Here is a 26,941-nt window from a genome sequence, read left to right as displayed (position 1 = left end):
CCCCGGGACATGACGCGCCTCCTTCGGATCCGTGCCGTCGCCGCCGTAGCCGCGGTCGCAGCTGCGGGAGGCCTGTGCGGCCCGGCCCGGACCGCGGCCCAGGAAGTCTGCGACGGTCCCTGGGAACTCGAGGAGACGCTCCGCCTGGGATCCGTGGACGGCGATGGGATGCTCACCTATGTGCGGGATCTGGCCATCGGGCCCGATGGCCGCGTGTACCTCCTCCAGTCCTGGGATCCCATCCGCGTGTTCTGGCCCGATGGTCGACCTGCGGGCACGATCGGTCGCGAGGGCCAGGGACCCGGCGAGTTCCCCAGGCCGCTGCGGAACCTGGGCTGGCTCGCAGATACGCTCTGGGTGAGCCACGGGCTGGGGACGCAGTTTCTCGCGACCGACGGATCCGAGCTTGATCGAGTGAGCTTCGTCATCGGACTGCCTGCGGAGGGATCCACCTTGCGTCCCGGCCGACCGCTACCGGACGGGACGTTTCTGCCGTACCGCATGGTGAACCAGGATTCGGACCGCTTCCTGAAAGCCGACCGGGCCGCGCTGCGTCGGGTCTCGGCCGCCGGCGAGATCATCGACACGCTCGCCATCGTCGAGCGACACCTGGGGTCCTACGCGCTCGAACACGAGACGGACCGGTACGGGTGGGGCGTGATGACTGAGCACCCGCTCGGTCCCTGGTGGGGAGAGTCCGGGCTGCCGGTCGCCGCCACGCCGGATGGTTCCGCCGTCGTCCTGATCGGTGAAGTGCGGGACGATCGGGAGGACGCGAGCTTCGATCTCCTCAGGATCCGCTTCAACGGCGACACGCTGCTCCGGCGCGCGGTCCCGTACAAACCCCGGCCCATCACGCGCGCCGAACAATCCCTCCAGCGCGAACGAATGGCGGACCGGCTGGCCCGGGGCGGGTCGCCGTGGGACACGAGCGATCCCGAGCGGAAGCGGCGGATCGGGCGCGAACTCATCTCCTTCCCCGAGTATTATCCCCCCGTGCGCAGGATCGTGGCGGGCGGAGACGGCTCGATGTGGCTCCTCCGCGAGGCGTGGCCCGACCCGGCCGACGTATGGGAGATTTACGACGAGGACGGCCGGCTGGAGGGATCCGTGCGCATCGAGGAGCCAGCCGATCCCGAAAACTGGGACCCGCGCCTGAGGATTCTCCGGGCCAGTCGCACGGAAATCTGGGCGACGACGCGGGGCGCGTTCGATGTCCCCTACGTCCACCGCTACCGCGTCGATCGTGCCTGCCGCTGACTCGGGCCGGAACCTTTTGGGGACTCCGGCGGTTGGAGGCACCGTGAACAGCAAATCACCGACGTTCCCGAACGCCTGGCTTCGACGGCTCGCGCCTGCGGTCGCCCTCGCCGCGGCGGCTGGGTGCGTAAATGAGACCGGCCGCCTCGTGGTTCCGGAGCCTGAACAGCCGCCGGCGCCGGTCGCGTCGACCACGGCGACGTATCGGGTGGTCTTCGCGTCGACGTGGAGCGCCTCGACGCACCCCACGAACTTTCCCGGCGGCGCACATCTCTCTCCGCTGATCGGCGCCGTGCACAACGGCGGCGTCACCTTCTGGGAGCCGGACGGCACCGCCACGCCGGGGATCGAGAGGATGGCCGAGACCGGCGGCACCGGTACGCTGTCCGCAGAGATCCAGGCCGAAATCCCGGGAGCCGCGCTGGCCGTCATCAATGGCTCCGGGATCCGCAGCCCCGGCAGCACGACGATTCAGGCGATCACCCTTCGGGAGGACTTCCCGCTCATCACCCTCGTCACGATGATCGCCCCGAGCCCGGACTGGTTCGTGGGCGTGTCCGGCCTGTCGCTGCGCGACGCCGATGGAAACTGGATCGGGGAACTCGAGGTCGTCCTCTACCCCTACGACGCGGGAACGGACAGCGGGCCGAACTACACCTCCGCCAACGACGACACGCAGCCGAGGGAGTCCATCCACAGCCTGCGGGGCGAGCGCCCCTTCTCGGACGAACCCATCGGCACCTTCACCTTCACCCGCACCGACGCGTAGCCTCGGGGCCATTCACGAGACGGTGAGAACGCCGATCCGCCGGATGCGTTCGAAGTGCGCGTCTGCGGTGAGCACCGTTGAGCCGGTATGCGCAGCGCAGGCGGCGATCCACGCGTCGTTGACGGGGACCGGCGTGCCGGCACGGCGTAATGCCGCCACGATGTCGGCGTAACACGCCGCCACATCCTCATCCACCCGCAGCACCTCGACCGCCGGACTGGCAAGAAAGTCCGACAGCTTCGCTTCGTTGTACGCCCGCCGCCCGCCCAACTGGAAGCCATAGCGCAACTCGCCGATCACGATCACGGGCACGCCGACCCACGCGCCCGAGTCCAGCACCTCGGCCAACCGGCGGTGTCCACGACGAAAACAACTGTAGGCCGACGTGTCCAGGCAGTAGCGAGTCACCGCCACATCTCCTCGTCGATTTCCTCGAACACTCTCGTCGCTTCCTTGAATTCCCGGTACTCCTCCTCGGTCCAGTCGCCGCCGAACCGCGCGAGTCCGTTGGACCTCCGCCGCCCGACCCCGAGGCTCTGCTTGAGCAGATCGATCACCGTCTGGTTGAGGGATTGGCCTCGCCGGCGCTTCTCGGCGTCCAGCGCGCTCCCGAGTTCGGGCGGGATCTTCCTTACCGTCAATGTCTTCAACCGGGGTACTCCTTCTTGCATTCACAAACAGCATCACACGACTGCATCGTATGAAAGCGCGGGAGGGCGGTCAACGATCCGTGATGAGGATCTGCGCGGGTCAGACGACGTCGTCGAGGAGGAAGAGGTCGGTGAGGAGCGCCCGCAGGTGGGATGAGGCGTTGAGGTTGTCGATCAACTGTGAGCTGATCGTCTCCTGGGCGAGGACGATCCGCACGGCCGCGCCGGCGCGGGCGGCGTCGGCCGAAGTGACGTCGATCATGTCACGGTAGGCGCCCGCCGGTTCCAGCCCCTCCGCCGCGAGCAGGCCGCCGAGGTCGTTCGCCAGCGCCCCGAGCGCCGCGTCCGTCCGGCTGAGGTATTCCCGCAACTGGCCGCCGACCTTCGAGGCTTCCTCCTGCTCGGCGCCGAGCGCGGCGTAGGAGAGGAAGAACTCGTACGCCTTTTCGAGGACCTCGATGTGGGCCTTCAGCTCCTCGCGGCTCAAGCGGGCACGGCCCCGTCGGGATCCGCGGACGACGCGCTCCCTCCGGCCAACTCGGCCCCGGCGGGCTCCGTCTGCAGCTTCCAGAGGTCGGGGTCGTAGTGCTCGAGGTATTCCTCGCGCGTGATCCAGCCCTTGATCATCGAGCGGGTCATCCAGCGCTTCTCGGGTCGGATCGCGAAGTAGATGTGGGCGATGACCATCGTGACGAGCCCGACCCCGCACAGCCCGTGCAGGACGAACACGAGCCCCCACGTGGAGTCGGAGAGGAAGTACGGATTGCTGGCCCAGAACCAGGTGTCGACCCCGAACATCATGAGGATACCGGTGACGATGACCCCCACCGAGACGAGCGTCACCGCGTTGTGGTAGGCCCGCTGGTCGAGCGGATACTTGCCCGAGCGCTCCTCCTTGGCCGGCTGGCGGCGGAGGAACTTCCCGATGGATTCGAACGCCTGCCTCATCTCCTTCGCCCCGGTCCACACCGACCAGAGGTCCTGCTTCGTCGTCGCGTGGATAATGTGGTAGATGATGAGGAGGGTGAGGACGATGCCCGCGATCCAGTGGATCGTGACCCACGCGAACTGGACGCCGATCACGGGTAAGAACGCGGTGACGAGCAGCGTGAGCATCGTGGCTGCCATCAGCCAGTGGAATGTCCGGGATGCCGACGAATGGCGTTCGACGCGCTCGGGGATGTCAGGTGCCGGGCCCGCCGCGCTTTTCTCGGCCTTGGGCGCCATGATCCAGACGTACAGGTGGTGCCCGACCACGAAGAGGAAGCCGGCAATGGCGGCGGCCCAGAGCAGGTCCCAGGCGACGCCGACGAGTACCTCCTGGCCCCAGGGGTTCGGAGCTGTGCGGAGAATCTCCATCCAGGAGCTGTCCTTTCCGGGACGCGGCTAGGCTGCGTCTCCTCGCACCGCGCGCCGGACGAGATTCCGCGCGAGCGGTACCTTGTAGTCGTTGTGGCGCAGCGGCTTGAAGCCGCGCGTGGCGAGTTCGCCGGCCGCCATGCCGGTGTCGTCGTTCGCGGGCATCCCCTGAACGAGATCCTCGACGTCGGTCAGCCGCACCGGCGTCGGGGCCACGCCGTTGACGGCGATCCGGGCGCGCTCGATCGTGCCGTTCGACTCGATGATCGCGGCGGCCACGCTGGCCAGCGCCCAGTCCCACGACTTCCGGTCGCGGACCTTCTCCCAGTAGAAGCGCGCGCCCGCCCAGTCGCCGGGGATACGCACGTGCGTCAGGAGATCTCCCGGCTGCAGCACGGTCATGCGCTGGATGTCGATCTCCGGGCCGACGAAGAAGTCCTCGGCCTCGTAGACGCGCTCGCCGCCCGGGTTCCGCACCATCATCTGCGCGCCGAGGGCGACCAGCGCCCCGGCCGTGTCCGCGCCGTTCACGGCCACGCAGCGGCTCTGTCCGGTCACGGCGTGCTCGCGGTTCATGGAGCGGGGCGTCCCCGCGTAGCAGATGTTCCCGCCCGCGCGGTAGCACGGCCACCCGCCCCGGTAGTACCAGCAGCGGGTGTCCTGGATGAGGTTGCCGCCCAGCGTCCCCTGGTTCCGGATCTGCGGCGTCGCCACCTCGGCGGCGGCCCGGGCGAGGATTCCGAAGCGGGACCGCACGTCCTCGTTCGCCGCCACGTCGCGCAGCGAAGTCATGGCGCCGATCTCGAGCCCGTCTCCGCTCGCGCGGATCCCGGTCAGCTCGCTCACGGAGCCCAGCTCGACGACGACGTCGGGCCGCTTGATGCGGTCCTTGAACCAGTCCATCGAGTCGAGGCCGCCGGCCAGGACCCAGGTGTTGTCGTGGCGCTCGAGCACGTCCAGCGCCTCGTCCACGCTCGTCGGCTGGAAGAGCTCGAACGCGGGCATCATGTCGCGAATCACGGCCATCGTCCTATCTCCCCTAGCTGTGGATCTCGGTGAGTGCGTGCGGCTGCGCCCGGCCCTCGAGTTCGGCCAGGATCACGTCCGTCGTCAGCGGGACCCGGCACAGGCAGCGTCCGCCGAGCGCGTCCGCGATCGCGGACGTGACCGCCGCGGACCCGGCCCCGACCGGGGGCTCTCCGATCCCCTTGGCGCCGATCGGCGTCTGCGGATCCGGCTCGCCCGCCGCCGCCCAGTCCATGCTGAGCGGCACATCGAGGATGCCGGGAGGTCTCGCGGTATAGAGCCGGTGGGCGAAGGGCACGCCCCACTTGGGATCGAACACCCACTTCTGGCTGCGCGCCTGGCCGAAGCCCTGCACGCTGCCGCCGTGGATCTGCGCCGCGAGGCTGCGCGGGTGCACGACGACGCCGCAGTCGGCGGATCCCGTGTAGTCGACGATCCGCACGTCGCCGGTCTCGGTGTCGAGTTCGACGACCGCGAAGCCCACGACCCACGACCACGTCGACCCCTCGTGCGAGAAGTTGTCCCGCGCCACGCCCATCAGGCCCTGGCCCGCCAGCTGCGTGGCGGATGCCCGGGTGTAGTCGTTGATGTCCTCCGGCAACTCCTGACCGGAGTATTCGCCGCCCATGGCGATCGCGCGCTCGGCGGCCTGCGCGAAGCTCATGGAGCCCCCCGGTCCGCTCACGCGGGCGCCCCCGACCTGGTAGGCGCTCGCCGAGCCGCCCAGCGCGGCGGCCGCGACCTCCTGCAGCTTCCGCTTCATGTCGAGCGCGGCGGCGTAGTTCGCGCGCGTGTGCGCGTGGATCGTCTGGCTTCCCGCCTGCACCGAGCTGTACGGATGGTGCTGCGAGCTGTCGCCCCAGATGACCGCGCAGTCGTCCCACTCGAGGCCGAGTTCATCCGCCGCGGCCCGGGCCGTGTCCGCCATCGAGTGCGTCCCGAGGTTCCCGATCCCCTGGTGGATGTAGAGCGTCCCGTCGGGGCGGATGAGGAGGAGCCCGTCGAACCCGGACGAGCCGCCGACGTATGGGCTCAGGCCGACGCCGACCCCCGTGACCTTGGTCCCGTTCCGCTGCCCGCTGAGCGCCTGCTTCCCGGCCCAGTCGAACTGCGCCGCGCCCGCGTCGATCGCCTCGCGCACGAAGGCGCTCGTCGTCGTCGCCCGCTGTGGCCCGAACTCCGAGTCGTGCGTGGGGGCGTTGATCTTGCGGATCTCCACCCGGTCGATCCCCAGTTCGCGCGCCGCCTTGTCGACGAGCGGCTCGAGCATGGCGACGATCTGCGCGCCGCCCGGCGCCCGCTGCGCCGAGCGCGGCGGAGTGTTCGTGTAGAGCGTGAGGCCGCGGAAGCGCATCGCGTCGGGCTGGTACATCAGGTCCGTCACGGCGCCCGCGGTGTTGTAGTCGCCCGACCGCCCGTAGGGCCCGTGGTCCTGAATGATGTAGAGGTCGATCCCGGTGATCTTCCCGTCGCTCCGGAAACCCATCTTCGTCCACGCCTGGAAGCCCGGGCGCGCGCGACCGATGTAGTTCTCCTCGTAGCGGTTGATCCGCATCATCACCGGCCGCTGGATCTTCTTCGCGAGGAGCGCGGTGACCTGGTAGATGGTGACGCCGGCGATCTTCGAGCCGAAGCCGCCGCCGCAGTACTGGCCCACGAAGACGAGCTCGTCCGGCTCCAGATCGAGCTGTCCCGCCATCGCCTGGTGGGCGCGCTGCGTGCTCTGGGTCGAACCGTACAGGTAGCAGCGCCCGTCCTCCCAGTACGCCATGGAGCTTCGCGGCTCCATCGGGTGGTGGGTCAGCGATTGGTGTACGATCGTGTCCTCGAGGACGTAGTCCGCGTCGGCGAACGCCGCGTCGAGGTCGCCGTGCGACCACTCGTCCGTCGGCTCGCCCATCGGCAGCCGGCCCTCGGCCTCGGCCGCGTCGAACTCCGCCTGCGTCCACTTCCAGGGCAGCACTTCACGCCCCTCCTCGCCGAAATAAAGCACGTTGCCATCAAGACGGGCGTCCGGTCCGCCGGGCCGCAGGCTGTCGAGCGGGTCGATCGCGAAGGGAAGCGGCTCGAAATCGATGTCGATCGCCTCGATCGCGTCCGCCGCCGTCGTCTCGTCCACCGCCGCCAGCGCGAGGATGGGCTCGCCCACGTACTTCGGCTCATCCGTGAGCGCCGGCTCGCCGGGGGCTTCGGGCTGGTTGACCTCGCTCGCCCGCAGGATCCCGAGCACGCCGGGCATCGCGAGCGCGCGGCTCGCGTCCACGCTGCGCACGCGGGCGTGCGGCATGGGGCTCAGGAGAAGCTTGGCGAAGACCATCCCCTCCGCCCTGAAGTCCTCCGCGTACTTCGCCCGTCCCGTGACTTTCGCGCGCAGATCCGGCGGCGAAATGTCCTGTCCGATTAGCGCCATGACCGTCCTCCCCTCACACCATGCGCCGCGCGTACTCGGCGGCACGCATGGCGGAGTTCAGGATTTTGTTGTAGTCCCCGCAGCGGCAGAGATTGCCGGAGAGGGCTTCCGCCGTCTCCTCGCGCGTGGGCTCCGGGTTCTCGTTCGTCAGCGCGACCATGCTCATGATGAAGCCGGGCGCGCAGAAGGCGCACTGGAATCCGCCTTCGTCGATCACCGCCTGCTGCACCGGGTGCAGCGTCCCGTCCGCGCTCTCGAGCCCTTCGATCGTCGTCACCGACCGGTCGCGCACCATGTTCGTCAGCATCGAACATGCGTAGTGCGAAACCCCGTCGACGAGCACCGTACAGGCGCCGCACTCCGCGCGGTCGCAACCGAGCTTCGTGCCGGTGAGGCCCAGCTTGTAGCGGAGCGTCATCGCCAGCGTCTCCTGCGGCATGACATCCACCGAACGCGACGTTCCGTTCACGTCCAGCGAGATCATGCGGGGCATCGACGCGCGCACCGCCGCGCTCGCCGACAGGCTCCTCGCCCGGAAGAGGTGGCTGGAGGAGGAGACCACCGCGCCGGTCGCGATGACCCCCTTGATGAACGTCCTGCGGGAATGACCGGTTGGAGTCTCGGTCGTGATCTCGGCGTCACTCATGGGCGAACCTCAAGCGGGAGACCTCTTTACGCGTTTGCGTCGCGCTCGCCGCGTTTCCACGGAAGACGCAACGATCCACGGTGAATCCTTACATCGCCCGCCCCCGGAAACAAGACTGCGGGCCGCGCTCCCGGCGGAGCTGTTACAGGATCCGGAGGAATCGGGGGTCGATGGAGAAAAGGAGGACCCAGTTCCCGCCGCTTCCGCCGGGCGATGAACCGCCGCGCAGACCGCGCATGACGTCGAGGCGAAGGATGTCGTAGACAAGTCCGAGGCCGAGTCCGGCCGAAGCACGCAGACCGTCGCTTCCGCTCACGCCGAAGCGGCGGGCGGCGCCTTCTCCCGCGCCGCCGAGTCCGGCCCAGCCGGCGGCTCCGATGGCGCGCAGCCGCACCCACGGGGAGGTGATGGCCCGCGACACCTCGGCGCGCCACAGCGCCATGCGGTCCCCGCCCCAGCCGCGAAACTCGTGGCCGGGCAGCGAACCGCGCCCCCCGAGCAGGAAGAGCCGCTGGGCCGGCAACTCCCCGCCGGCGAGACCGAACTCCACGCCGCTCGCCCAGTGCCAGGCGCCGCCCGGACTCCCCCGGGCCCGCAGCGCGACCGTGGCGCGCGTGTAGCCGAAGTTCCCGACGCCGTCCGCCGCCGCTTCGCCCGCGAGACCGAGCAGCCACCGCGCGCCCGATCCGCTTCGGAGTCGCACGGTCACACCCGCATCGAGCCGTGCGAGTTCCCCCTCGTCGACCGGGCGCACGGGGCGAAGCGGCCGGTCTCCGAGCGGCACCGTGCCGACGATCAGCCCGGCGCTCCGGTGGCGCTCGAGCGAGGCGCCCAGCCGCCAGCGAACGGGACCGCCGCGGCGGGCGATCCCGATCCGTCCGCCGGTCGTGAGGTAGGGATCCTCGTAGTCCTCTCCGCGGGCGAGGAGGGAAAGCGTCCGCAGCGCCCCCACGCCGGCGGACGGCCCCACGTCGCGGTGAGTCCGAAGCCAGCCGTCGACCGCCACCTCGACCTCCCCCAGGCGCCGCCCCAGTCCGAGGCTCGCCTGCGGTCGCGCTTCCCCGACCGCAAGGCCGCCCCCGAACGATATCCGGGTGAGATCGTTCGGCCGCCAGGCGCCTCCCGCCCCGACGAACAGCCCCTCGGAACGCCGCGCCCGGACTCCCCCCGACGCGTTCGGAAGCGCGAATTGCAAGGGTCCGCCCCCGAGCAGCGCCTGCCGCCGCAGGAGTCCGCGGGCGTCCGCGACGGCCCTCGCCGGATCGCCATCGGCGCTTCCCTCCTCGATGGGTCCCCCGTAAAGCGGGTCTTCCCAGCCGTCGAAGCGGGCCAGCTCTTCGTCGCGATAGCTGTAGATGACCTGCCCCGGCGCGAGGCTGAAGAGCGCCTCCTCGTCGAATTCGTAGTCGAGGACGCGGAAGCGGGTCCGGATCAGCGTCGCGAGCGGGAAGTCGAACCAGGGAAGGGACCGCGCGATCTCGATTTCCTGCTCGTCGGGCAGCCAGTAACGACCCTCCTGCAGCGCGGAGCGCAGGTCGACGACGAGCCGAACGACCTGCGGGTCCCGGTAGGCGGCGCGGGTGAAGGTGATCCGCATCCGGGCGATGGCCCCCGTCTCCCGTTCGACGAAGAGCGACCCGACGACGCCCGCGGCCGTCACGTCCCGCGGGCGAACCTCCAGCTCGAAGACCCGGGCGGTCCGGTCGCGGAGCCGGATCTCGAGCGAGTCCGCCAGCCGGTATTCATAGAATTCACGCGCGCCCGCCGCCGCGGGATGAAGCACGTCCCGGACCTCGTGGCCCTCTCCGATCCCGATCCGGTCCCGGAAGTTGTCGAGGACGAGAAAGAGGTGGTCGATGTGATAATCGATGGTCGTCGGCAGCCGGCGTTCGTGCCGGCGTCCGATGATCGTCTGCATCGAGCGGTCCGGGTGCTGCCAGCGGACATCCAGCGCGAGCTGGTCCGCCCGGATGACGTGCCGTTCCCCGAGGATGTCGCCCAGGTAGTAGACGTGCCCCCGCACGTCGGCACGGAATCGTTCGAGGGAGCTGTCGGCCCAGGCGTGCCGCCGCGCTTCGATCGCGCGTTCGATGAGGAGAAGCGCCGCCTCGGAGTCCCAGCCATCGGAACCCCGGGCCTGCGGAGCCGCGGACGGCGAGGCGGGGATTGCCTGGGCACCGGTCCCGGACGCGAAGGAGAGCGCCGCCGCCACGGCCACCGCGGCGGTCGCCACCCGTCGCCCGTCAGCCGAAGAGATCCTCCTGCCCGTCATCGTCCGGCTCCATGACCCGTCGGAGTCTGCCGGCCCAGTACTCGACGTCGAACCCCTCTTCGTTCTTCAGCATGCGCTTGAGCACCGGCGACAGGTCGCGCAGCGCGCCGACGAGGTCCTCGGCGATGGAGCCGGCCTCGGCGACCCGGGCTTCGTCCGGGAGCGACGCCATGTCCTGCAGGATCGAAGCCTCGGATCGGGACGCCGTGACGGGCTCGGACCGGGTGGCGACGAAGACCTCCGTCCGCCGGCCGGGTCCTCGCTCTTCCTCGATCGGGAGCAGTCCGACGATCTGGTCGGAGCGCCAGTACTTCGCGTACCCGAGGTGGACCATCCGGTCGCGTTTGATCTCCACGCCGCCTCCGTTCCGCCTGCTCATGCTCCGGCCCCGCTGCCGGCTCCAAGCTCGCAAGGGCCCCGTCCGCGCCGCAACACCGCCACCGCTCCAGACTGGCGGCATACCGCCGCCCCGGTTGATTGCCCGTTGACCGAGCGGCGGAGCATGTTCAGCGACGCCCATGGCCAGAATACGCACCATCCGTGATCCCCTGTGGGGGAACGTCCGCGTGGACCAGGACGCGGCCGAGATTCTCGACACGCCCCAGTTCCAGCGACTGCGGCGCGTCAAGCAACTCGGCTTCGCCCACCTCGTGTATCCCGGCGGCGTCCACAACCGCTTCCTGCACGCCCTCGGCGTCTACCATCTCGTGTCGCGGGCCATCTCCTGTCTCGAGCGCGACGGACACCTCGAGGCGCTGGCAGCGGAGGCCATGGACGAACTGCCGGTGGTTCGCCTCGGCGCGCTCCTCCACGACGTCGGACACTACGCCTTCTCGCACGCGGTGGAGGAACTCGGTCCGGGAGCGATCCCCGGAGACCACGAGGAGATCGCGGCGCGCTTCATGGCGGCGGACCCCATCCGGCGCGTCCTCGAGCGGCGTGGCCCGGATGCCGCGGCCCGCATCGGCGCCCTCATCCGCGGGCAGTCGAGCCACCCGTTGCAGGGGCTGATCTCGGGATCGCTGGACCTCGACAAGATCGACTACCTCCGGCGCGACTCCCTCTTCTGCGGCGTGCCGTACGGGGCCGTGGACGTCGACCGCCTCCTCCCCGCCCTCACCGTCGCCCGCGAAGGGGCCGGACGTCCGCTCGAACTCGCGGTCAGCGAGAAGGGACTCAGCGCGCTGGAGACGCTTCTCTTCTCGAAGTATCAGATGTTCCGCAACGTCTACTGGCACCACGCCGTGCGCGCCGCGACGCTGACCTTCGTGCGCCTCGTCCAGACGGCGCTCGAGAGCGGTCTGCTCTCCCCGGAAGACCTGGCGGGCCCGACGGACGAAGAGCTGCTCTCGCTCATCGATCAGCGGATCGCGCGGTCGTCGGCGGGCGGGGGGCACGATCCCGACTCGGCGCTCGGCCGTGCGGCGAAGCTCCTCCGCACGCTCGTGGACCGGCGTCTCCCGAAGCGGCTCGTGGAGTTGACGGGCGACCAGCTACCGAACGCGTTGTCGTCGTGGCCGTCGCGGCGCGCGGACCTCGTTGCCGCGCTCGAGCGGCGCATGGCCCTCGAGTGGGGTCTCTCCGAGGGAGCGGTGATGCTTGATTATCCGAGCTACCCCGGCATGCTCGAACTCAACCTGCTCCTCGTGCGGAACGACGGCGAAGTCCGCCGGCTGACCGCGCTGGGCGAGCGAGGCCTCATCGACATCCCCCGGCTCGGACGTTCCCTCCACCACTCGGCGCGGGTGCTGCGCATCTTCTCCTTCGAACCTTCCGCTCCGCGCGATCCGAAGCCGGTGCTGGCGCTGATTGAAGCTTCCGAAGAGGAGGTTGAGGCACGGCTCGACTCGGGAGTCCCGCTGCTAGCCTGAAGACCGCCGCCTCGACCCTCGGTCGCGCGCGCCCCGGCGCTCGCGGTAGGATCAACGGCAGACCACCCGCAAAGGTTCATCTCATGCACGGATCGGCGCCGCCGACCGAACCACGGCAAGACAGCGCGCGCCCGCGACGAATCCACTCGTCGCCGTCCGCGTCGAACGGCGCCGGATGGGCCGGCGCGGCGCCCCTCGTGCGCCTGGACCACCTGGATACACTCTGGTTCCAGGTGACCGGGACGATCTGCAACCTGCGCTGCGTCCACTGCTTCATCAGCTGCGCCCCGGACAACGACAGCTTCGAGTTTCTCTCCCTCGACGAGGTCGAGGACTGGCTCCGGCGCTCGGAGAAGTGGGGCGTCAAGGAGTACTACTTCACCGGCGGCGAGCCCTTCATGCACCCCGACCTCCCCGCCATGCTGGAACGGACCCTGGAGCAGGGACCGGCTTCCGTGCTGACGAACGGGACTCTGCTCCCGGCGCGGGCCCTGGAGCCCATCGCCCGGACCGCCCGCGCGGCGAGCTACTCGCTCGAGATGCGCGTTTCCCTCGATGGGCCGTCGCCCGAGACGAACGACCGCATCCGGGGCGAAGGCACCTTCGATCGCGCGATGGACGGCGTCCGGAAGCTGCTCGCCGAGGGGTTCCTTCCGATCATCACCGCCACGCAGGTATGGGAGCCGGAACGGGACGAAGAGGTGCGACAGGCCTTCGTCGCGCGGCTGCGGTCGCTCGGGTACGAGAACCCGCGGCTCAAGATCCTCCCGTCCCTCCGCATCGGGCGCGAGGCGGCGCGGATCCGCCCGTACACGGAGGAGGAGCGCGTGACGGAGGCGATGATGGAGGGGTACGAGGAGAGCCAGCTGCTCTGCGCGTCGAGCCGGGTGGTGACGAACCGCGGCATCTACGCCTGTCCCATCCTCATCGAGACGCCGGCGGCCCGCATGGGTTCGACGCTGGAGGAAGCGTCGAGCCCGGTGCGGCTCGGCGAGTCCGCGTGCTACACGTGCTGGCTGTACGGCGCGATCTGCTCCAACTACGGCGGCATCGGGCAGGATGTCTCCTGAACCGCGCCGGATCGCGGTCTTCGGCGGCGTCTACAGCAACCACCTCGCGCTTGCGGCCGCGATCGAGGACGCCAGTGGCCGGGGGGCGGAAGCGCTCTACTGCCTGGGCGACCTGGGGGCGTTCGGCCCCCACCCCGACCGGGTCTTTCCGCTCCTCATCGACCACGATGTCCGCGTCATGCGCGGGAACTACGACGATTCGATCGCGCGTGGCCTCGAAGATTGCCAGTGCGGTTACACCGACCCGCGCGACAACCATTTTGCACGACTCTCGTACCGCTACACGTTCCGGAACACGCACGAACGGTGGCGCCGCTGGATGGACCGTCTCCCCGGCGAGATCCGCCTCGAGGTGAACGGTGCGCGGGTGCTGATGTGCCACGGCAGCCCCCGGCGCATGAACGAATTCCTCTGGGAATCGGCGACCTCGACACAGTTCCTGACCTGGCTCGCCCGCGAGTACGAGGCGGACATCGTGCTCGCGACCCATACCGGGATCCCGTGGCAGCGCTCGCTGCCCGGCGGCGGGCTCTTCGCGAACGTCGGCGTTCTGGGCCGGCCCGCGAACGACGGGCGTACGGAGGTGTGGTACGCGCTTCTCGATTTCGGCGATGCCACGGAGGCGCCGGCCGTTCTAGAGTTCGTGCCCGTGAGCTACGATCACGAACGCCTCGCGGGCGAGATGCGCGACGAGGAACTGCCGGAGGAGTTCGTGGAGACGATCCTCACGGGCTGGTGGACGACCTGTCTCGAAGTCCTCCCGGCCCGCGAACGCGCCATCGGTCGGTTCTGACGCACCTCACGGGCCTTGGCTGCACGGGATTTTGCGGGGTGACCGATCCGCGTTAGCTTCATGGCAGCGTCGGATGGTCCGAGCGCGACGGAGCCGGAATCGACAGATCGGCCCGACAGCCTGGCCGGGTCGACGTCGGCAAGGAGAGGAAGTTGCGATGGATCGCGAGGGTTTGTCGCCCAACATCCTCGAACGCTACCTCGAGGAACTGGGTCGTTATCCGCTCCTGACCCCCACCGAGGAACGTGAGACCGCCCGCTCCGCCCGCGGCGGCGACGCGTCCGCCCTCGACCGCCTCATCCGCGCGAATCTGCGCTTCGTCATCTCCATCGCCCGACGATACCGCAACAAGGGGCTGAGCTTCCTCGACCTCATTCAGGAGGGGAACGTCGGCCTGGTCATCGCCGCCCGGAAGTTCGATCCGGACCACGGGGTGAAGTTCATCAGCTACGCCGTGTGGTGGATTCGCCAGGCGATCCTGTCCGCGATCGCGAAGCAGGGCAGGCCCGTGCGGGTGCCTCTCAATCGGGCGACCGAGTTGGCGCGCATGATCCGTGCGCGGGGTGAACTGCGTCAGACCCTGGACCGTGAGCCCAGCGATCGGGAGATCGCGTCCGAGACGGGGTTGACGATACCCACGGTCCAGCTGCTGCGGAGACTGAATGCGCGTGAGGTGCGACTCGACGCGCGGGTCGGGGCCGCTGACGACAGCGACTTGGCGGAGCGGTTCCTCGCGGACGAGACGGATGTCGAGGAAGTCGTCGAACGGCGCCTGCTGAAGCGGCACATCGCCGACGGCCTGCGGCGCCTGCGTCCGCGGGACGCGCGCGTCGTCCGGCTGTACTACGGACTGCAGGGCGAAGACCCCCACACTCTGGAGCAGATCGGTCGCTTGCTGGGCGTCACGCGCGAACGCGTCCGGCAGCTCCGGGATCGAGCGCTCCGGGAGTTGCGGGAAGGTCCCGAAGGACAGAGCCTCGCGACCTTCGCAACCTAGCCTGGTGTGACCCACTGCCCGAGGCGGCGGCGCTGAAGCGTCTGGGTCTCTTTCAGCATCCCGACTGCAGCCGGCACGACACGGGCTGGGGTCATCCGGAGCACCAGGGACGGCTCCGCGCCGTGATGGGCGCGCTCGAGCGGGCGTTGCCCCAGCTTCACGAGGACGTCCTCCCCGTCATGCCGCCCGCGGCCGAAATCGCCCAACTGGAACGGGCCCACACGCCGGGACACGTGGAACGGGTGCGGGCGATCTGCGACCGTTCCGTCGAGAGCGGGCGGATCGTGCGGATCGATCCCGATACGCCGGTCTCGCCGGGAAGCTGGGACGCCGCCGTCGCCGCGTCCGGGTGCGGGGTCGCGGCGGTGGACGCGGTCCTCGACGGAACGTGCCGTGCGGCTTTCTGCGCCGTGCGCCCGCCGGGACACCACGCGACGGCGGACCGGGCCATGGGCTTCTGCCTCTTCAACAACATCGCCGTGGCCACCCGCCACGCCCTGGCCCGGCCGGAAGTCGAGCGGGTTCTGATCGTGGACTGGGACGTGCACCATGGAAACGGGACCCAGGACATCTTCTACGACGATCCCTCGGTCTTCTTCCTCTCGATGCACGAGCACCCTCTCTTTCCCGGCACCGGGTCCGCGGATCAACGCGGACGGGGAGCGGGAGAGGGAACGACGCTGAATCTTCCCATGCCCGGGGGTCTTCCGCCCGAGCGCTACGTGGAGACGCTGCTCGAGGGCCTGGACCGGGCACTGGCCCGCTTCGAGCCCGACATCACGCTCATCTCCGCCGGGTTCGACGCCGGGGCGGAGGATCCGCTTGGGGGCTTCACCCTCACCCCGGCGCACTTCGACACGCTGACGCACGAGGTCGTCGGACGGACGCGGGCCACGGCCCGAAACCGCGTGGTCTCCTTCCTCGAGGGCGGTTACAATCCCGACGAACTGGGACGCAACGTCGTCTCGCACCTGACCGCCCTGCGCGACGCCACGGGCTGACCGCCCGGGAGCGCGCCCCGCAGAACAGGAGCCCCCCTTGCCCGACCTTGACGCCACCTTCCTGGAGACCGCTTCCCGGGAGCTCGAACGACAGAAGATCGACGCCTGGCTGCTGTACGACTTCCGGGCCCTCAATCCGCTGGCGGCGCACCTCGTCGGCCTGCCCGAAGGCCAGAAGCGCCGGTACTTCGTCCTCATCGAGCCCGGGCGGACGCCGCACGCGCTCGTCCAGAAGATCGAAGTGTCCGGATGGGACGGGTGGCCGCACCGGCTCACGAGCTACGTCGGCTGGGATGAGATGGAGAAGGCGCTGCGCGAGATGCTGGAGGGCACGGATACCGTCGCGATGGAGGTGAGCCCCCGGGACTCGATCCCGTACGTGGACCACGTCCCCGCCGGCGTCGTCGAACTCGTCGAGTCGCTCGGACCCCGGGTCGTCAGTTCGGTGGAGCTGATCTCCGGGACGGCGGCGCAGTGGGGTGCGCGCGGGCACGCGCTGCACCACGAGGCGGCCGAGATCCTGGCGCGGACCGCGCGGACCGCGTTCGAACTGGCCGTGCGCGCGGCGGGGCTCACGCCCGAGGCGGATCCCGAAACGGCCGTCGCCTTCGACGCTTCCGGCGAGCCGACTCCGGTCACGGAGCACGACCTCGCCGAGTGGATCCGGGCGCGCCTGCGCGCCGAGGGCCTGACGGAGGTCGACACGATCGTCGCGGTGGGCCCCAACGCCGCCAAGCCGCACTACGAACCCCGGGCCGAGGGATCGTCCGCCCTGGCGGCGGACCAGGTGTTCATGGTGGATCTGTGGGGGCGCGCGGCCGGGGAACCCGACGCGGTCTTCGCCGACCAGACATGGATGGGTTTCCTCGGCCCGGAGCCGCCCGCCGAGGTGGTCGCCGCCTGGGACGCGGTCGTCGCGGCGCGCGACGCGGCGGTCGAGGTCATCCGGGAGGACCCGGGCGCCACCGGTGCGGACGCGGACCGGGCGGCCCGGGAGGCGCTGATCGCGCGCGGCTACGGGCACGCGATCTTCCACCGGACGGGGCACGGGATCGACCGCGAAATCCACGGCGTCGGTCCCACCCTGGACAGCATCGAGATGCGGGACGACCGGCGGCTCGTGGCGGGCATCGGCTTTTCCGTCGAGCCCGGCGTCTACCTGGAGGGACGCTTCGGCCACCGGACGGAAATCGATGTCTACATGCGCGAGGATGGGCCCGAAGTCACGCCGTCCCGGATCCAGTACAACCTCTGGCGGACGACCGGAACATGAGAATCTCGTGGGAACCGTTCCACGTCGAAACGGCGCACCCCTTCGGCATCAGCCGCGGCGTGAAGACCGGCGACGACCTGGTGTGGGTGCGACTGGAGCATGAGGGGATCGAAGGCTGGGGCGAGGCGGATCCGTCAGGGTACTACGGGGAGACGGCGGATACGGTGGAAGCCGCGCTAGGAAAGCTGGCCCCCCGCATCGAGGAGGTGGAAGACCCGTTCCAGCTCGAGGTCATCGAGCGGGACCTTGCGAGCCTCCTCGGCCGGAACGGGTCGGCCCGCTGCGCGCTCTCGTCGGCGCTTCACGACTGGGTCGGAAAGCGCGCGGGGCTTCCGCTCTGGAAGCTCTGGGGCCTGAATCCTGCCGACGCGCCGCTCAGTTCGTTCACGATCGGGATCGACGCTCCGGAAGTCATGGCCCGGAAGACGCGCGAGGCCGAAGCGTGGCCGATCCTCAAGATCAAGCTCGGAAGCGACGATGACGAAGCGCGGCTGAGCGCCGTCCGCGGCGCGGCGCCCGACAAGGTCCTGCGCGTGGACGCGAACGCGGCCTGGACTCCCGCCGAAGCCATCGAGGGAATCGCGATGTGCGCCGAATACGGCGTGGAGTTCGTGGAGCAGCCGCTCCCGCCGACGGAGAACGACGAGCTGGCCTTCGTCCGCTCGCGCGCGGTTCTCCCCATAGTCGTGGACGAGTCGAGCATCGTGGCGAGCGACATTCCGCGACTCGACGGCCTCGTCGACGGCATCAACATCAAGCTCGCGAAGTGCGGAGGTCCGAGGGAGGCGCTCCGCATGGTTCACACCGCGCGCGCGTGCGGCCTCTCGGTCATGCTCGGATGCATGCTCGAAACGAGCCTCGGGATCGCGCCCGCGGCGCACCTGGCCTCGCTCGTGGACTACGCGGACCTGGACGGCGCCGCGCTCCTCCGTTCCGATCCGTTCACCGGCCCGCATCTCGAAGAGGGTCGAATCGTCCTGCCCGACCGTCCCGGGCTCGGTGTGGAGCGGGCAGCCACGGGGGCGCCGGACTGAGTCAACGGAAGCCCGCGGTCAAGATCTGCTGCATCAGGAGCCCCGAGGAGGCCCAGCTTGCCGCCCGTCACGGGGCGACGGCGATCGGGCTCGTCTCCGCGATGCCGAGCGGACCGGGGGTCATCGATGACGCCACGATCCGCCGCATCGCGGCCGGGGCCCCGCGCGGCGTCGCGACCTTCCTGCTCACGTCGCGGACCGACCCGGAGGAGATCGCGGCCCAGCAGCGCCACGCCGGGGCCGACACGCTCCAGCTCGTGGACCGGCTGGCGCCCGACGCGCTCCGCAGCCTGCGCCGCCTGTTGCCGGGCGTCTCGCTCGTTCAGGTCGTCCACGTCCGGGGAGAGCACTCGGTGGAGGAGGCGGCCGCGGTGGCGCCGCTGGTCGACGCCGTCCTGCTCGACTCGGGCGACCCGGACCTCGCCGTGCGGCAACTCGGGGGCACGGGCCGCGTTCACGACTGGAGGCACAGCCGCAGGATCGTCGAGCGGGCAGACTGCCCGGTCTACCTCGCGGGAGGCCTCCGGCCGACGAATGTGGCCGCGGCGCTGCAAGCGGTCCGTCCCTTCGCCGTGGACGTCTGCTCGGGCGTGAGAACGGACGGGCGACTCGACGAGAGGCTGCTGCGACGCTTCATGCGCGAAGCGAGAGCCGGCGGAAACGGCTAGCAGCCACGGGCTGCCGGCCAGTCGGGAACGGCTAGTCCGCCCGAACTCGGGCGCCGCGCCGGCACTCGAGCGCGAGTTCCTCCGTCTCCGACGCCTCGCACGCCTCGCGCCGCGCGGCTTCGTCCGCGTAGAGCGAGTACAGCGACTCTCCCATGGCTTCGTGACACAACGGCTTCGCCGAGTCTTCGATGATGCGGCAGAACGAGAATCCGGCCCCGGTCGTCGCGGTCACGTCCACGAAGTTCTTGACGACGCCCACGTAGCACCACTCGCGGTGGTCCGCCGGCGACTTCCGACATTCGCTGTGCGCCTCATCCTCGTCCTGCAGCGTGCGGCCGCTGATGTCGCGGCCGAGACTCACGAAGCAGTCGTCTCGCCAGCCGTCCGGCGCATCGAGACAGGAGGCGGCCGCGTCCGCGATGTCCCAGTCGTTGTGCCAGAGCATGGCGGACGTCTGCATCTGGTAACAGGAAGTCAGGTACCGCTCGTCCAGAATCGAGCAGGGATAGTGCGGGTCGTCGGCACGCAGCGGCTCGAAGGGTTCGACGCCCTCGGCCATCGCCATCGTCCCGTGGGCGTGCGCGCCCGCGCCGTGGTCCGACGCTTCGGCCGCCTCGCCTGCCTCGTCCTCCATGGCCGTCCCATCGGACACGAGTTCGGCGGCCGGATGATGAGGATCGATCGCGTTGACCACGTTCTCCATGAACGCCCCGCCGTAGCACGAGTTCCGGTTCCATCCGGTCGTCAGCAGGTCGCAGCCCTCAAGGGCCATGAGAAGGTGGTGGCCGTAATACATCGTCAGACCGTGTCCGAGGCCGTGCAGGCACTGGAAGAGCAGCCAGCGGTCGGCGGGATCCGCCTCGTAGGGCTCGCAGAGCCCCGCGACCTTCTCCGCGTTCGGTTCGCCCGTGGCGATGAAATAGGCCTGGACGACGCCGTGGTAGCATCCCGACTGGAAGACCTCCGTGCACTCCTCGAAGGCGTCGGTGAATGTCTCTCCGGGCGAGTAGGCGTTGATGCCGATCGCGTGCGTGAGGACATGGGACTCCGCCCGGACCGCCCGGTCGGCGACGGCCAGCGACTCGAGCATTTCGAGCGCCGCAACTGTCCCGGCCGCGTCGAGTTCGTCGAGGAGCCGTGCTTCATAGCATCCCTGCCTCTCCTCCCACGCCAACTCGCGGCACGCCTCGAACGCGGCCGCCGCCTCGGCCGAAGCGATGGGTGGCAGCGACGGCCCCCCGCAGGTCGCCGCCGCGCTCCCGATCGCCACGACGAGCCCGAGGCCCCGAGCGTGACGGCGCCGGTGAACTCCCATGGACACGACGGTGCGCGATCCTGATCCGCTCATTCCTTCTCCCTCGCTTCGCATCGATGTACGGCGGGTGGAAATCCGGGGCACAACCTGACGGAGCGTGGTCCTCACAACAAGCGAAGCGCCGAGCCGGCCGCCCCGCTCACAGGAGCGCCTCGGGATCGCGGTCGATCTCGAGCCGGAGGCCCGAGCCGGGCTGGGCCCGCTGCTCTCCGAGGAAGCGAAGAACGCCGCCGAGCGTCGCGGCGCGATCCGCCTTGACCAGGAAGTGCCACCTCCACCGCTCCCGGAGTCGATCGATGGGACAGGGGGCCGGACCGATGACCTCGACTCCGACGAGCCGGCGATCCCGAATCAGCCGCCGGGTCCACTCCGACAGTTCCTCCGCGACGTCGATCACCTTGGATTCCGTCTTCCCGGAGACGACGAGGTTCGCGAGCCGGCGGTGCGGCGGATAGCCGGGTTCCTCCCGGTCCCCGAGTTCGCGTTCCGCGAAGCCGACGTAGTCGTGCTCCGCGGCCGCGGCGAGCGCGTAGTGTCCCGGGCGGGAGGTCTGGACGAGGACCTCCCCCGGTTCCTCGCCCCGTCCGGCCCGTCCGGCGACCTGTTCCAGGAGTTGGAAGGTGCGTTCGCTCGCCCGGAAGTCCGGCAGATGGAGACCGACATCCGCGTTGATCACTCCCACGAGCGTAACCTGCGGGAAGTCGAGGCCCTTGGCGATCATCTGCGTTCCGAGCAGGATGTCGACCTCCCGCCTCCGGAACGCGTCCAGGATCTCGACGTGCGCCCACTTGGAGCCCGTGGTGTCGAGGTCCATGCGGGCGATGCCGGCCTCCGGAAAGAGTTCGCACACGCGGCGTTCGACCTGTTCGGTGCCGACCCCGGCGTAACGCGGCGCGGGGCCCCCGCACTCGCCGCAGCCGGAGGGGAGCGGGCTCGTCGAGCCGCAGTGATGACACACGAGCTGACTGCGTCGGCGGTGATAGGTGAGGGTCACGGAGCAGGCGCCACAACTCCACACGTGACCGCAGGCCGCGCACTCGGCGAAGGAGGCGTATCCTCGGCGGTTGAGAAAGAGGATCGTCTGCTCGCCCCGTTCCAGACGCGCGGCGATCGCCTCCCGCAGCCGCCTGGAGAAGACCCGCGGTCCGCCACCCGGAGCGGGCTCCTCCGCGTCCTGTCCCGGGTCCTCGCCGGCGTCGGCGCGCAGGTCGACGAGTTCCACCGAGGGGAGCCCGTGGCCCGTCACCCGTTTCTCGAGTTCGAGCAGGTGGTAGCGCCCGGTCCGCGCATTCTCCCAGCTCTCGAGGGCGGGCGTCGCGGAGCCGAGCACGCACAGACCCCCTTCCAGCCGCGCGCGCATGATCGCAACGGAACGGGCGTGGTAGCGCGGCACGTCGGATTGCTTGTAGCTGCTCTCGTGCTCCTCGTCGACGATGATCGCGCCCAGGTTCCGGACCGGCGCGAACACCGCCGAGCGCGGACCGATCGCGATCCGCCGCCTCCCCTCGCGCAGGCTGCGCCAGGCGTCGAAGCGTTCCCCGTCCGAGAGCCCCGAGTGCAACACGGTGACCTCATCGCCGAAGCGGGCCCGGAAGCGCTGCACCGTCTGGGGCGTGAGAGAGATCTCCGGCACGAGGAAGATGCCGGAGCGGCCCATCGCGAGTTGACGCTCCAGCACCTCCAGGTAGACGGCCGTCTTGCCCGAGCCCGTCACGCCGCGCAGTAGCGCGACGCGTCCCGGCGCGTCGAGGCGCTCGAGGTCGCCGACGACCCGCGTCTGGTCCGGAGTGAGGGTAAACCGCGGCTCCGGCTCCACCGGGCCGGCGAACGGATCCCGCTCCACCTCGCGCTCCACGATTTCCGCGAGGCGCCGCTCCACGAGCCCGTCGAGCACGCCCCGGCTGAAGCCGAGTTGCTTCACGAGGTGCCCGACGCCCGCCTGCCCTCCGACCGACTCGAGCGTCTCGTACAATTCGCGCTGCCGTTTCGCCCGCCCGAAGGCGCGGTCCCGTTCGCTCAGCGTTCGCAGTTCGCGCGCAAGCCGGAGCACGCGCTCGGTGCGCGGTCGTCCCGGGCTCCCTCCGCGGGCGGCCCGTGACCCGAGCGCACCCGGAGGGAGGGCCGCCCGCAGCACAACGCCGAGAGGCGCGACGTAGTAGTCCGAGATCCAGCGGCAGAGATCGAGGAGACGCGCGTCGACCACCGGCGCTTCGTCGAGGACGCCCCGCAGCTCGCGCAATCGGGGTTTCCGTCCCCGGCCCGCCCGCAGCCCGAGGCGGTCCACGACCCCGACCGCCGTCCCGCCGCCGAGCGGCACGCGGACCCGGACGCCCGGCCCCACGGCCCCGACGAGCGAGGCGGGGATCGCGTAGGCGAGCGTACCGAGGAACGTCCGCGCGACCGCCACCTCGCACACGCCGGCGGAGCCCGCCTCCCGCGGCGCCTCCCCGGGGGGGCCTTCGCTTGACACGTCGCAGCCGGATTGCTTGTTTTCCGCCACCGAATCCAATGGGGGGTCGATCATGGGCTGTCTGGCCCTGAACGCTTCATACGAGCCGTTGACGATCATTCCGGTCCGGCGCGCCGTTCGCCTGCTCATCGACCGGAAGGCCGACGCGCTGGAGGTGGATTCGGAACGTCCCATCCGATCCGAGCGCGTACGGATGGATACGCCCGTCGTCATCCGCCTCGTCCGGTTCATCCAGATCCCCCGCCGCTTCCGCCGCCAGGTCACGAACACCTTCCTGTTCGCGCGCGACGCCTATCGCTGTCAGTACTGCGGCCGTCACCGGCGGGAACTGGGGTATCGCGAGTCGCTGACCCGCGATCACGTGATTCCGATTTCGCGTGGCGGAGACAACGGATGGTCGAACGTGGTAACGGCCTGCAGCAAGTGCAACCTGAAGAAGGCGGACCGTCTGCTGGCCGAATGCGGGTTCTCGCTCCCGGCGGAGCCTCGCGAACCCAACCACGTCGAACTGATCTGGGCCGTCCGCAGGGTCACGCCCGTGCAGGCCAGGTATATCGGCATGTTCTACGGCGAGGACGTGCTGCGGGCGCTGACCCCTTGAGTTCGGCCCGGCCGGCCGGCTGATCGCACCGTCATGAATATCACCTCCGGATTCGGACTCGGCGAGGTCCTCCTCATTGCGATGCTCGTGCTCATCGTGTTCGGGCCCCGCCGCCTGCCGGAGATCACCCGCACCATCGGCAAGGGGATCCGAGAGTTCCGGAAGGGGATGAACGAGATCCAGCGCGAACTCGAGGCCGCCGGCCGGGAGACGCAGTGGAGGTCGCCGCCCACGCCCCCGAAACCTGCGACCGCGAGCAATGCGACGATCGCCGGAACCGCCACCGCCGCCGGGACCTCGGCCGCCGGGGCGGCTGCCTCCGCGGATGAGACGGAGGACGAAGAGGACGCCTCCGAAGCGACCGCGGGGCCGGTCGTGGAGGAACAGGAACCGCCCACGCCGCGCGATGAAGTGGATCCGGCTCAGGAGTTCATCGATCCCTGGTCCACGGATTCTTCGCGTCCGACGTTCGGCCCGAAGCCGCCCTCGGAGCCCGTCTCGGAGCCCGTGATCGCCCCGCCTGCGACCGAGCCCGCACCGCCGGAGCCGCCGGAGCCGTCCGAGGGAGAGGATCCGGCGACGGCCCCCCAATGAGAGCGCGGTAGCGGCGGTTATCCCCTTCCAGCGCCCTCAGCAACTCGATCGCCGACGGCGCGCCGGTTTCGGACAGGTCCGGGGCGTTGGGCCCCGCGATGCGTGCGCGTGGCGGCTCCGCATCGGCGCCGCCGGTCCCGCGGAACTCGATTTCCAGCCGCCGGCCGCGCTCGCACGGGCTGCACAGGAGGCCGTCCTCCGCCGCGGATCCGTCGACGGTCCACGATCCCTCCGTGCCTCGGAGCGTGAAGCCGGCCAGCGCGTCCGGAACCCGTAACGTGCCGCGCCACGCGCCGCCCGTCCCGGCATCGAGCGCCAGGTCGATCGTGCCGTAGAGCGCTCTCAACACCGGCGCCGCGGACATGCGCCCCTCGCCCTCCCCATCTCCGCCCTCCCAGCGGAACTCGGCCTTCATGCCGTCGTCGCGCAGCGCGGCCTCGCGGAGCTTCCGGAAAGGGAGAACGCCCTCGAAGGAGACGGGTACGCCCGGTTCGAGTTCACCGGAGGCGGCGATGAACGACTCGCCCGCCAGACGCAACTCGGCGGAGCCCTCACGCGGCGCCGGGGTACGGGCTTCCGGTCGGCGCAGCAGGAACGCGACCATCCGCGCCCGCTGTCCATCCGGATCCGTGGGCCCGGTCTCATCATCGCCCGCGCCCGCTTCGCCGGGAGCGCCCGGGGTGCCCGGGACGCCCGGGGGGCCGCCGCCCCGGCGGGGGAGATCGAGAGGGTTTCGGAATCCGACTTCGGGGCGCTGGATCCCCGGGGCACCGGCGCCGTCCATGCCGGCCCTGAACTCGCGACCCCAGCTCGCGAGGTCATAGCTGATGGCGGCCTGGAGATCGTCGTCGTCCGGGCGCCAGGCGAGCCCCGTGATGCGGGGGGCCGAGACCGTTACGACGCCTTCGGGCCAGGTCGGTCGCACGCCGGGCGGGCGGGAGGCCTGCACGGTCAACCGGTCGCCCGAGGGGTCGTCGCGCTCCGTCCGCACGTTCGGACCCGTGTCCGGGGAGAGCCGCGCGGAGAGCGAGCGCGCACACCCGGGTTCGCCGTCGAGCACGACGAGGAGCGTGTTCCAACCCGCCGCCAGCCGCACCTCGCGCGCGGTGCCGGCGTCCGCGAGGTACTGCGCGTTCACCCACGCCTCGAGGCGCGCGCAGGGCTCGACGCCCAGTTCGAGCCGCACGCTCGCGTCCGCGCGTGACTTCAGATACGCGTGGGCGAGGGTCGCCTGCCCGGCTTCCGAAACATCCGAAAAATCCAGCGGCACCTCCCCGTCGCGGCGAAAGAGCGTCCACGTACCCGCGGCGGTTTCGAGATTCCGGTCCGGGAATCGGTCGGGCCCCGCGACGGGGAGCGGATGGTCCCCCGCCGCGTGTTCCGCGCTCGCGACCAGCCAGCGGTCGACCGGGATCTCCTGGGCCCGCGCGGCTTCGGGGGCGAGCGCGCACACTCCCGACGCGGAGAGCAGGAGCGGGAGCAGGGTTCGTCGAGCCAGGCGATGCATCGTGTGTTCCCTCATTTGACCGTCATCCACGGGCGGACTCTCTTCAGACGATTGAACATGGGGCCTTCGTCACACGATGCGCACCCGGCGCGCACCCGGACCGTGCCCGCCACCCGATTTTGGTTGCCGCCCGGGAGCCCCGCGGACAACTTGATTCTCATGCACAGCGTGGTTGAACTGCGGGTGAACGGAGACCGGCGCCGGGTCGGAGTGCCGTCGCACTACACCCTCCTCGAGACCCTTCGCTACGGGCTCGGCCTCACGGGATCGAAGCAGGGGTGCGACAAGGGGGACTGCGGGGCGTGCACGGTGCTCCGCGATGGCGAGGCCGTGCTCTCCTGCATCATGCCGGTGCACGAGGCGACGGGTCACGAGATTACGACCGTCGAAGGTCTCGCGGACGCGTCCGGCCCCCACCCGCTACAGGACGCCTTCGATCTCACGGGAGGGGCGCAATGCGGCTTCTGCACACCGGGCATCCTCTGCTCGGCCCATGGACTGCTGACCCGCGATCCGGACCCCGCCCGCGAGGACGTCGCGCGGGCGCTCTCCGGCAATCTCTGCCGCTGCACCGGCTATACGAAGATCTTCGAGGCCGTGGAGATCGCGGCCGAGGCGATCCGCACGGGCGAGACCCCCGAGGAGATCGTCTCCCGGCGGCGCGATCCGGGGGGGACGGCATGATCTCGCCCTCGGCGCGGTACGGGCGCGCGCCGCGCACCGTCGCCGGCGCGCTCGCGGGGCTCTTCGTCCTCCTGCCGCTGGCCACCGGAGCCGCCGCCCAGACGCCGGAAGAGCGTCTCGCGGAACTCGGAATCGAACTCCCGACTCCGGATGCGCCGACCGCGAACTTCGTGAAGGCGGTGACGACCGGGAATCTCGTCTTCCTCGCCGGGCACGGCCCGTGCGGCGGCCTCGACGAGAGCAACACCGGGAAGGTCGGCCTCGACCACACCGTCGAGGAAGGCTACGAGATCGCCCGCTGGGTCGGCGTCTGCCTCCTCGCATCGCTCGCCCGCGAGATCGGTGACCTCTCCCGCGTGAGGCGGATCGTGCGCGTGTTCGGGATGGTGAACACGCCGCCCGACTTCACGCAGCACTCGCAGGTCATCAACGGCTGCTCCGACCTCATGGAACAGGTGTTCGGCCCCGCGGTCTCGAAGCACGCCCGCGCGGCCGTGGGCATGGCGTCGCTCCCCCGGGACCAGTCGGTCGAGATCGAGATGCTGGTCGAACTCCACGATCCGTGATCGCTCGAACGCAGCAGGGGTCTCGCCACGGACTGCTAACCGTCGCCGTTGCCCTGCTCGCCGGGTGCGGAGGCGCTGGAGGTCCAGCCCCGTCTTCCGACCTCG

General features: G+C 70.1%; 25 protein-coding genes. 14 read left to right on the top strand and 11 right to left on the bottom strand.

The features are described from left to right. The first annotated feature begins 9 nt into the window (after positions 1–9). Together ACQY5G_RS04220 and ACQY5G_RS04215 are read left to right on the top strand one after the other, a co-directional pair. Positions 10–1,260, top strand: coding sequence for a hypothetical protein (locus ACQY5G_RS04220; RefSeq protein ID WP_428277308.1), 1,251 nt, complete (start codon positions 10–12; stop codon positions 1,258–1,260). Between the two features lie 148 nt (positions 1,261–1,408). Then, on the top strand, positions 1,409–2,029 hold the full coding sequence (locus ACQY5G_RS04215) for a spondin domain-containing protein (protein ID WP_428277306.1): 621 nt from the start codon (positions 1,409–1,411) through the stop codon (positions 2,027–2,029). Between the two features lie 12 nt (positions 2,030–2,041). Here the strand turns inward: ACQY5G_RS04215 and ACQY5G_RS04210 are convergent, their stop codons facing one another. The 9 genes from ACQY5G_RS04210 to ACQY5G_RS04170 form a co-directional block, all read right to left on the bottom strand. Next, positions 2,042–2,437 (bottom strand): type II toxin-antitoxin system VapC family toxin, encoded by a 396-nt coding sequence (locus ACQY5G_RS04210; RefSeq protein ID WP_428277304.1) that lies wholly within the window; start codon positions 2,435–2,437, stop codon positions 2,042–2,044. Next, a complete protein-coding gene (locus ACQY5G_RS04205; protein ID WP_428277302.1) occupies positions 2,434–2,679 on the bottom strand; it encodes a hypothetical protein in 246 nt (81 codons plus the stop codon). Before ACQY5G_RS04205 ends, ACQY5G_RS04210 begins: the two co-directional genes overlap by 4 nt. A gap of 100 nt (positions 2,680–2,779) precedes the next feature. Next, the gene (locus tag ACQY5G_RS04200) at positions 2,780–3,166 is read right to left on the bottom strand and encodes a hypothetical protein (protein WP_428277300.1); all 387 of its coding nucleotides are present in this window, start codon (positions 3,164–3,166) and stop codon (positions 2,780–2,782) included. Further along, positions 3,163–4,038: a cytochrome b/b6 domain-containing protein gene (locus ACQY5G_RS04195; protein WP_428277298.1), complete on the bottom strand. Its 876-nt coding sequence runs from the start codon at positions 4,036–4,038 to the stop codon at positions 3,163–3,165. Before ACQY5G_RS04195 ends, ACQY5G_RS04200 begins: the two co-directional genes overlap by 4 nt. A 27-nt stretch (positions 4,039–4,065) precedes the next feature. Beyond that, positions 4,066–5,064, bottom strand: a complete 999-nt coding sequence (locus ACQY5G_RS04190) for an FAD binding domain-containing protein (protein ID WP_428277296.1) — start codon at positions 5,062–5,064, stop codon at positions 4,066–4,068. A 13-nt stretch (positions 5,065–5,077) separates the two neighbouring features. Then, a complete protein-coding gene (locus tag ACQY5G_RS04185; protein WP_428277294.1) occupies positions 5,078–7,474 on the bottom strand; it encodes a xanthine dehydrogenase family protein molybdopterin-binding subunit in 2,397 nt (798 codons plus the stop codon). Between the two features lie 13 nt (positions 7,475–7,487). Beyond that, positions 7,488–8,120, bottom strand: coding sequence for a (2Fe-2S)-binding protein (locus ACQY5G_RS04180; RefSeq protein ID WP_428277292.1), 633 nt, complete (start codon positions 8,118–8,120; stop codon positions 7,488–7,490). Between the two features lie 142 nt (positions 8,121–8,262). Next, positions 8,263–10,392, bottom strand: a complete 2,130-nt coding sequence (locus ACQY5G_RS04175; RefSeq protein WP_428277290.1) for a hypothetical protein — start codon at positions 10,390–10,392, stop codon at positions 8,263–8,265. Beyond that, complete coding sequence (locus ACQY5G_RS04170) at positions 10,364–10,747, bottom strand: hypothetical protein (protein ID WP_428277288.1); 384 nt, start codon at positions 10,745–10,747, stop codon at positions 10,364–10,366. The genes ACQY5G_RS04175 and ACQY5G_RS04170 overlap by 29 nt, the downstream gene beginning before the upstream one ends. Before the next feature lie 163 nt (positions 10,748–10,910). Here ACQY5G_RS04170 and ACQY5G_RS04165 point away from each other — a divergent pair, with 163 nt between their 5' ends. The 8 genes from ACQY5G_RS04165 (at position 10,911) to ACQY5G_RS04130 (ending at position 19,099) form a co-directional block, all read left to right on the top strand. Further along, positions 10,911–12,263 carry an HD domain-containing protein gene (locus ACQY5G_RS04165; RefSeq protein WP_428277286.1) on the top strand — a complete coding sequence of 451 codons (1,353 nt, stop codon included), beginning with the start codon at positions 10,911–10,913 and terminating at the stop codon, positions 12,261–12,263. Between the two features lie 197 nt (positions 12,264–12,460). Next, the gene (locus ACQY5G_RS04160) at positions 12,461–13,333 is read left to right on the top strand and encodes a radical SAM protein (RefSeq protein ID WP_428277284.1); all 873 of its coding nucleotides are present in this window, start codon (positions 12,461–12,463) and stop codon (positions 13,331–13,333) included. Continuing rightward, positions 13,323–14,126 (top strand): metallophosphoesterase family protein, encoded by an 804-nt coding sequence (locus ACQY5G_RS04155; protein ID WP_428277282.1) that lies wholly within the window; start codon positions 13,323–13,325, stop codon positions 14,124–14,126. Before ACQY5G_RS04160 ends, ACQY5G_RS04155 begins: the two co-directional genes overlap by 11 nt. Positions 14,127–14,283: 157 nt before the next feature. After that, positions 14,284–15,123, top strand: coding sequence for a sigma-70 family RNA polymerase sigma factor (locus ACQY5G_RS04150; RefSeq protein WP_420615351.1), 840 nt, complete (start codon positions 14,284–14,286; stop codon positions 15,121–15,123). Positions 15,124–15,248: 125 nt separating this feature from the next. Then, positions 15,249–16,124 (top strand): histone deacetylase family protein, encoded by an 876-nt coding sequence (locus ACQY5G_RS04145; protein WP_428278640.1) that lies wholly within the window; start codon positions 15,249–15,251, stop codon positions 16,122–16,124. A gap of 37 nt (positions 16,125–16,161) precedes the next feature. Next, complete coding sequence (locus tag ACQY5G_RS04140) at positions 16,162–17,397, top strand: M24 family metallopeptidase (RefSeq protein ID WP_428277280.1); 1,236 nt, start codon at positions 16,162–16,164, stop codon at positions 17,395–17,397. After that, positions 17,394–18,431 carry a dipeptide epimerase gene (locus ACQY5G_RS04135; protein ID WP_428277278.1) on the top strand — a complete coding sequence of 346 codons (1,038 nt, stop codon included), beginning with the start codon at positions 17,394–17,396 and terminating at the stop codon, positions 18,429–18,431. Before ACQY5G_RS04140 ends, ACQY5G_RS04135 begins: the two co-directional genes overlap by 4 nt. Beyond that, positions 18,428–19,099, top strand: a complete 672-nt coding sequence (locus ACQY5G_RS04130; protein ID WP_428278639.1) for a phosphoribosylanthranilate isomerase — start codon at positions 18,428–18,430, stop codon at positions 19,097–19,099. The genes ACQY5G_RS04135 and ACQY5G_RS04130 overlap by 4 nt, the downstream gene beginning before the upstream one ends. Before the next feature lie 31 nt (positions 19,100–19,130). On the opposite strand, the gene ACQY5G_RS04125 is transcribed toward ACQY5G_RS04130, so the two are convergent. Further along, the gene (locus ACQY5G_RS04125; RefSeq protein ID WP_428277276.1) at positions 19,131–20,447 is read right to left on the bottom strand and encodes a hypothetical protein; all 1,317 of its coding nucleotides are present in this window, start codon (positions 20,445–20,447) and stop codon (positions 19,131–19,133) included. A 106-nt stretch (positions 20,448–20,553) separates the two neighbouring features. Next, on the bottom strand, positions 20,554–22,884 hold the full coding sequence (gene priA, locus ACQY5G_RS04120) for a replication restart helicase PriA (RefSeq protein WP_428277274.1): 2,331 nt from the start codon (positions 22,882–22,884) through the stop codon (positions 20,554–20,556). Positions 22,885–22,972: 88 nt separating this feature from the next. Here priA and ACQY5G_RS04115 point away from each other — a divergent pair, with 88 nt between their 5' ends. The 4 genes from ACQY5G_RS04115 to ACQY5G_RS04100 all read left to right on the top strand — a co-directional run bounded on the left by ACQY5G_RS04115 (position 22,973) and on the right by ACQY5G_RS04100 (position 26,836). Further along, positions 22,973–23,485, top strand: a complete 513-nt coding sequence (locus tag ACQY5G_RS04115; protein WP_428277272.1) for an HNH endonuclease — start codon at positions 22,973–22,975, stop codon at positions 23,483–23,485. Positions 23,486–23,518: 33 nt separating this feature from the next. Continuing rightward, positions 23,519–24,079, top strand: a complete 561-nt coding sequence (locus ACQY5G_RS04110; protein ID WP_428277270.1) for a Sec-independent protein translocase subunit TatA/TatB — start codon at positions 23,519–23,521, stop codon at positions 24,077–24,079. A 1,666-nt stretch (positions 24,080–25,745) separates the two neighbouring features. Then, a complete protein-coding gene (locus ACQY5G_RS04105; protein ID WP_428277268.1) occupies positions 25,746–26,270 on the top strand; it encodes a (2Fe-2S)-binding protein in 525 nt (174 codons plus the stop codon). Beyond that, positions 26,267–26,836 (top strand): RidA family protein, encoded by a 570-nt coding sequence (locus ACQY5G_RS04100; RefSeq protein WP_428277266.1) that lies wholly within the window; start codon positions 26,267–26,269, stop codon positions 26,834–26,836. The genes ACQY5G_RS04105 and ACQY5G_RS04100 overlap by 4 nt, the downstream gene beginning before the upstream one ends. Positions 26,837–26,941 lie beyond the last annotated feature (105 nt).

Source organism: Candidatus Palauibacter sp. (assembly GCF_965261555.1).
Lineage (GTDB): Bacteria > Gemmatimonadota > Gemmatimonadetes > Palauibacterales > Palauibacteraceae > Palauibacter.
The sequence above is the reverse complement of the archived record's forward strand: the minus strand, read 5'-3'. Positions and strand labels throughout refer to the sequence as shown.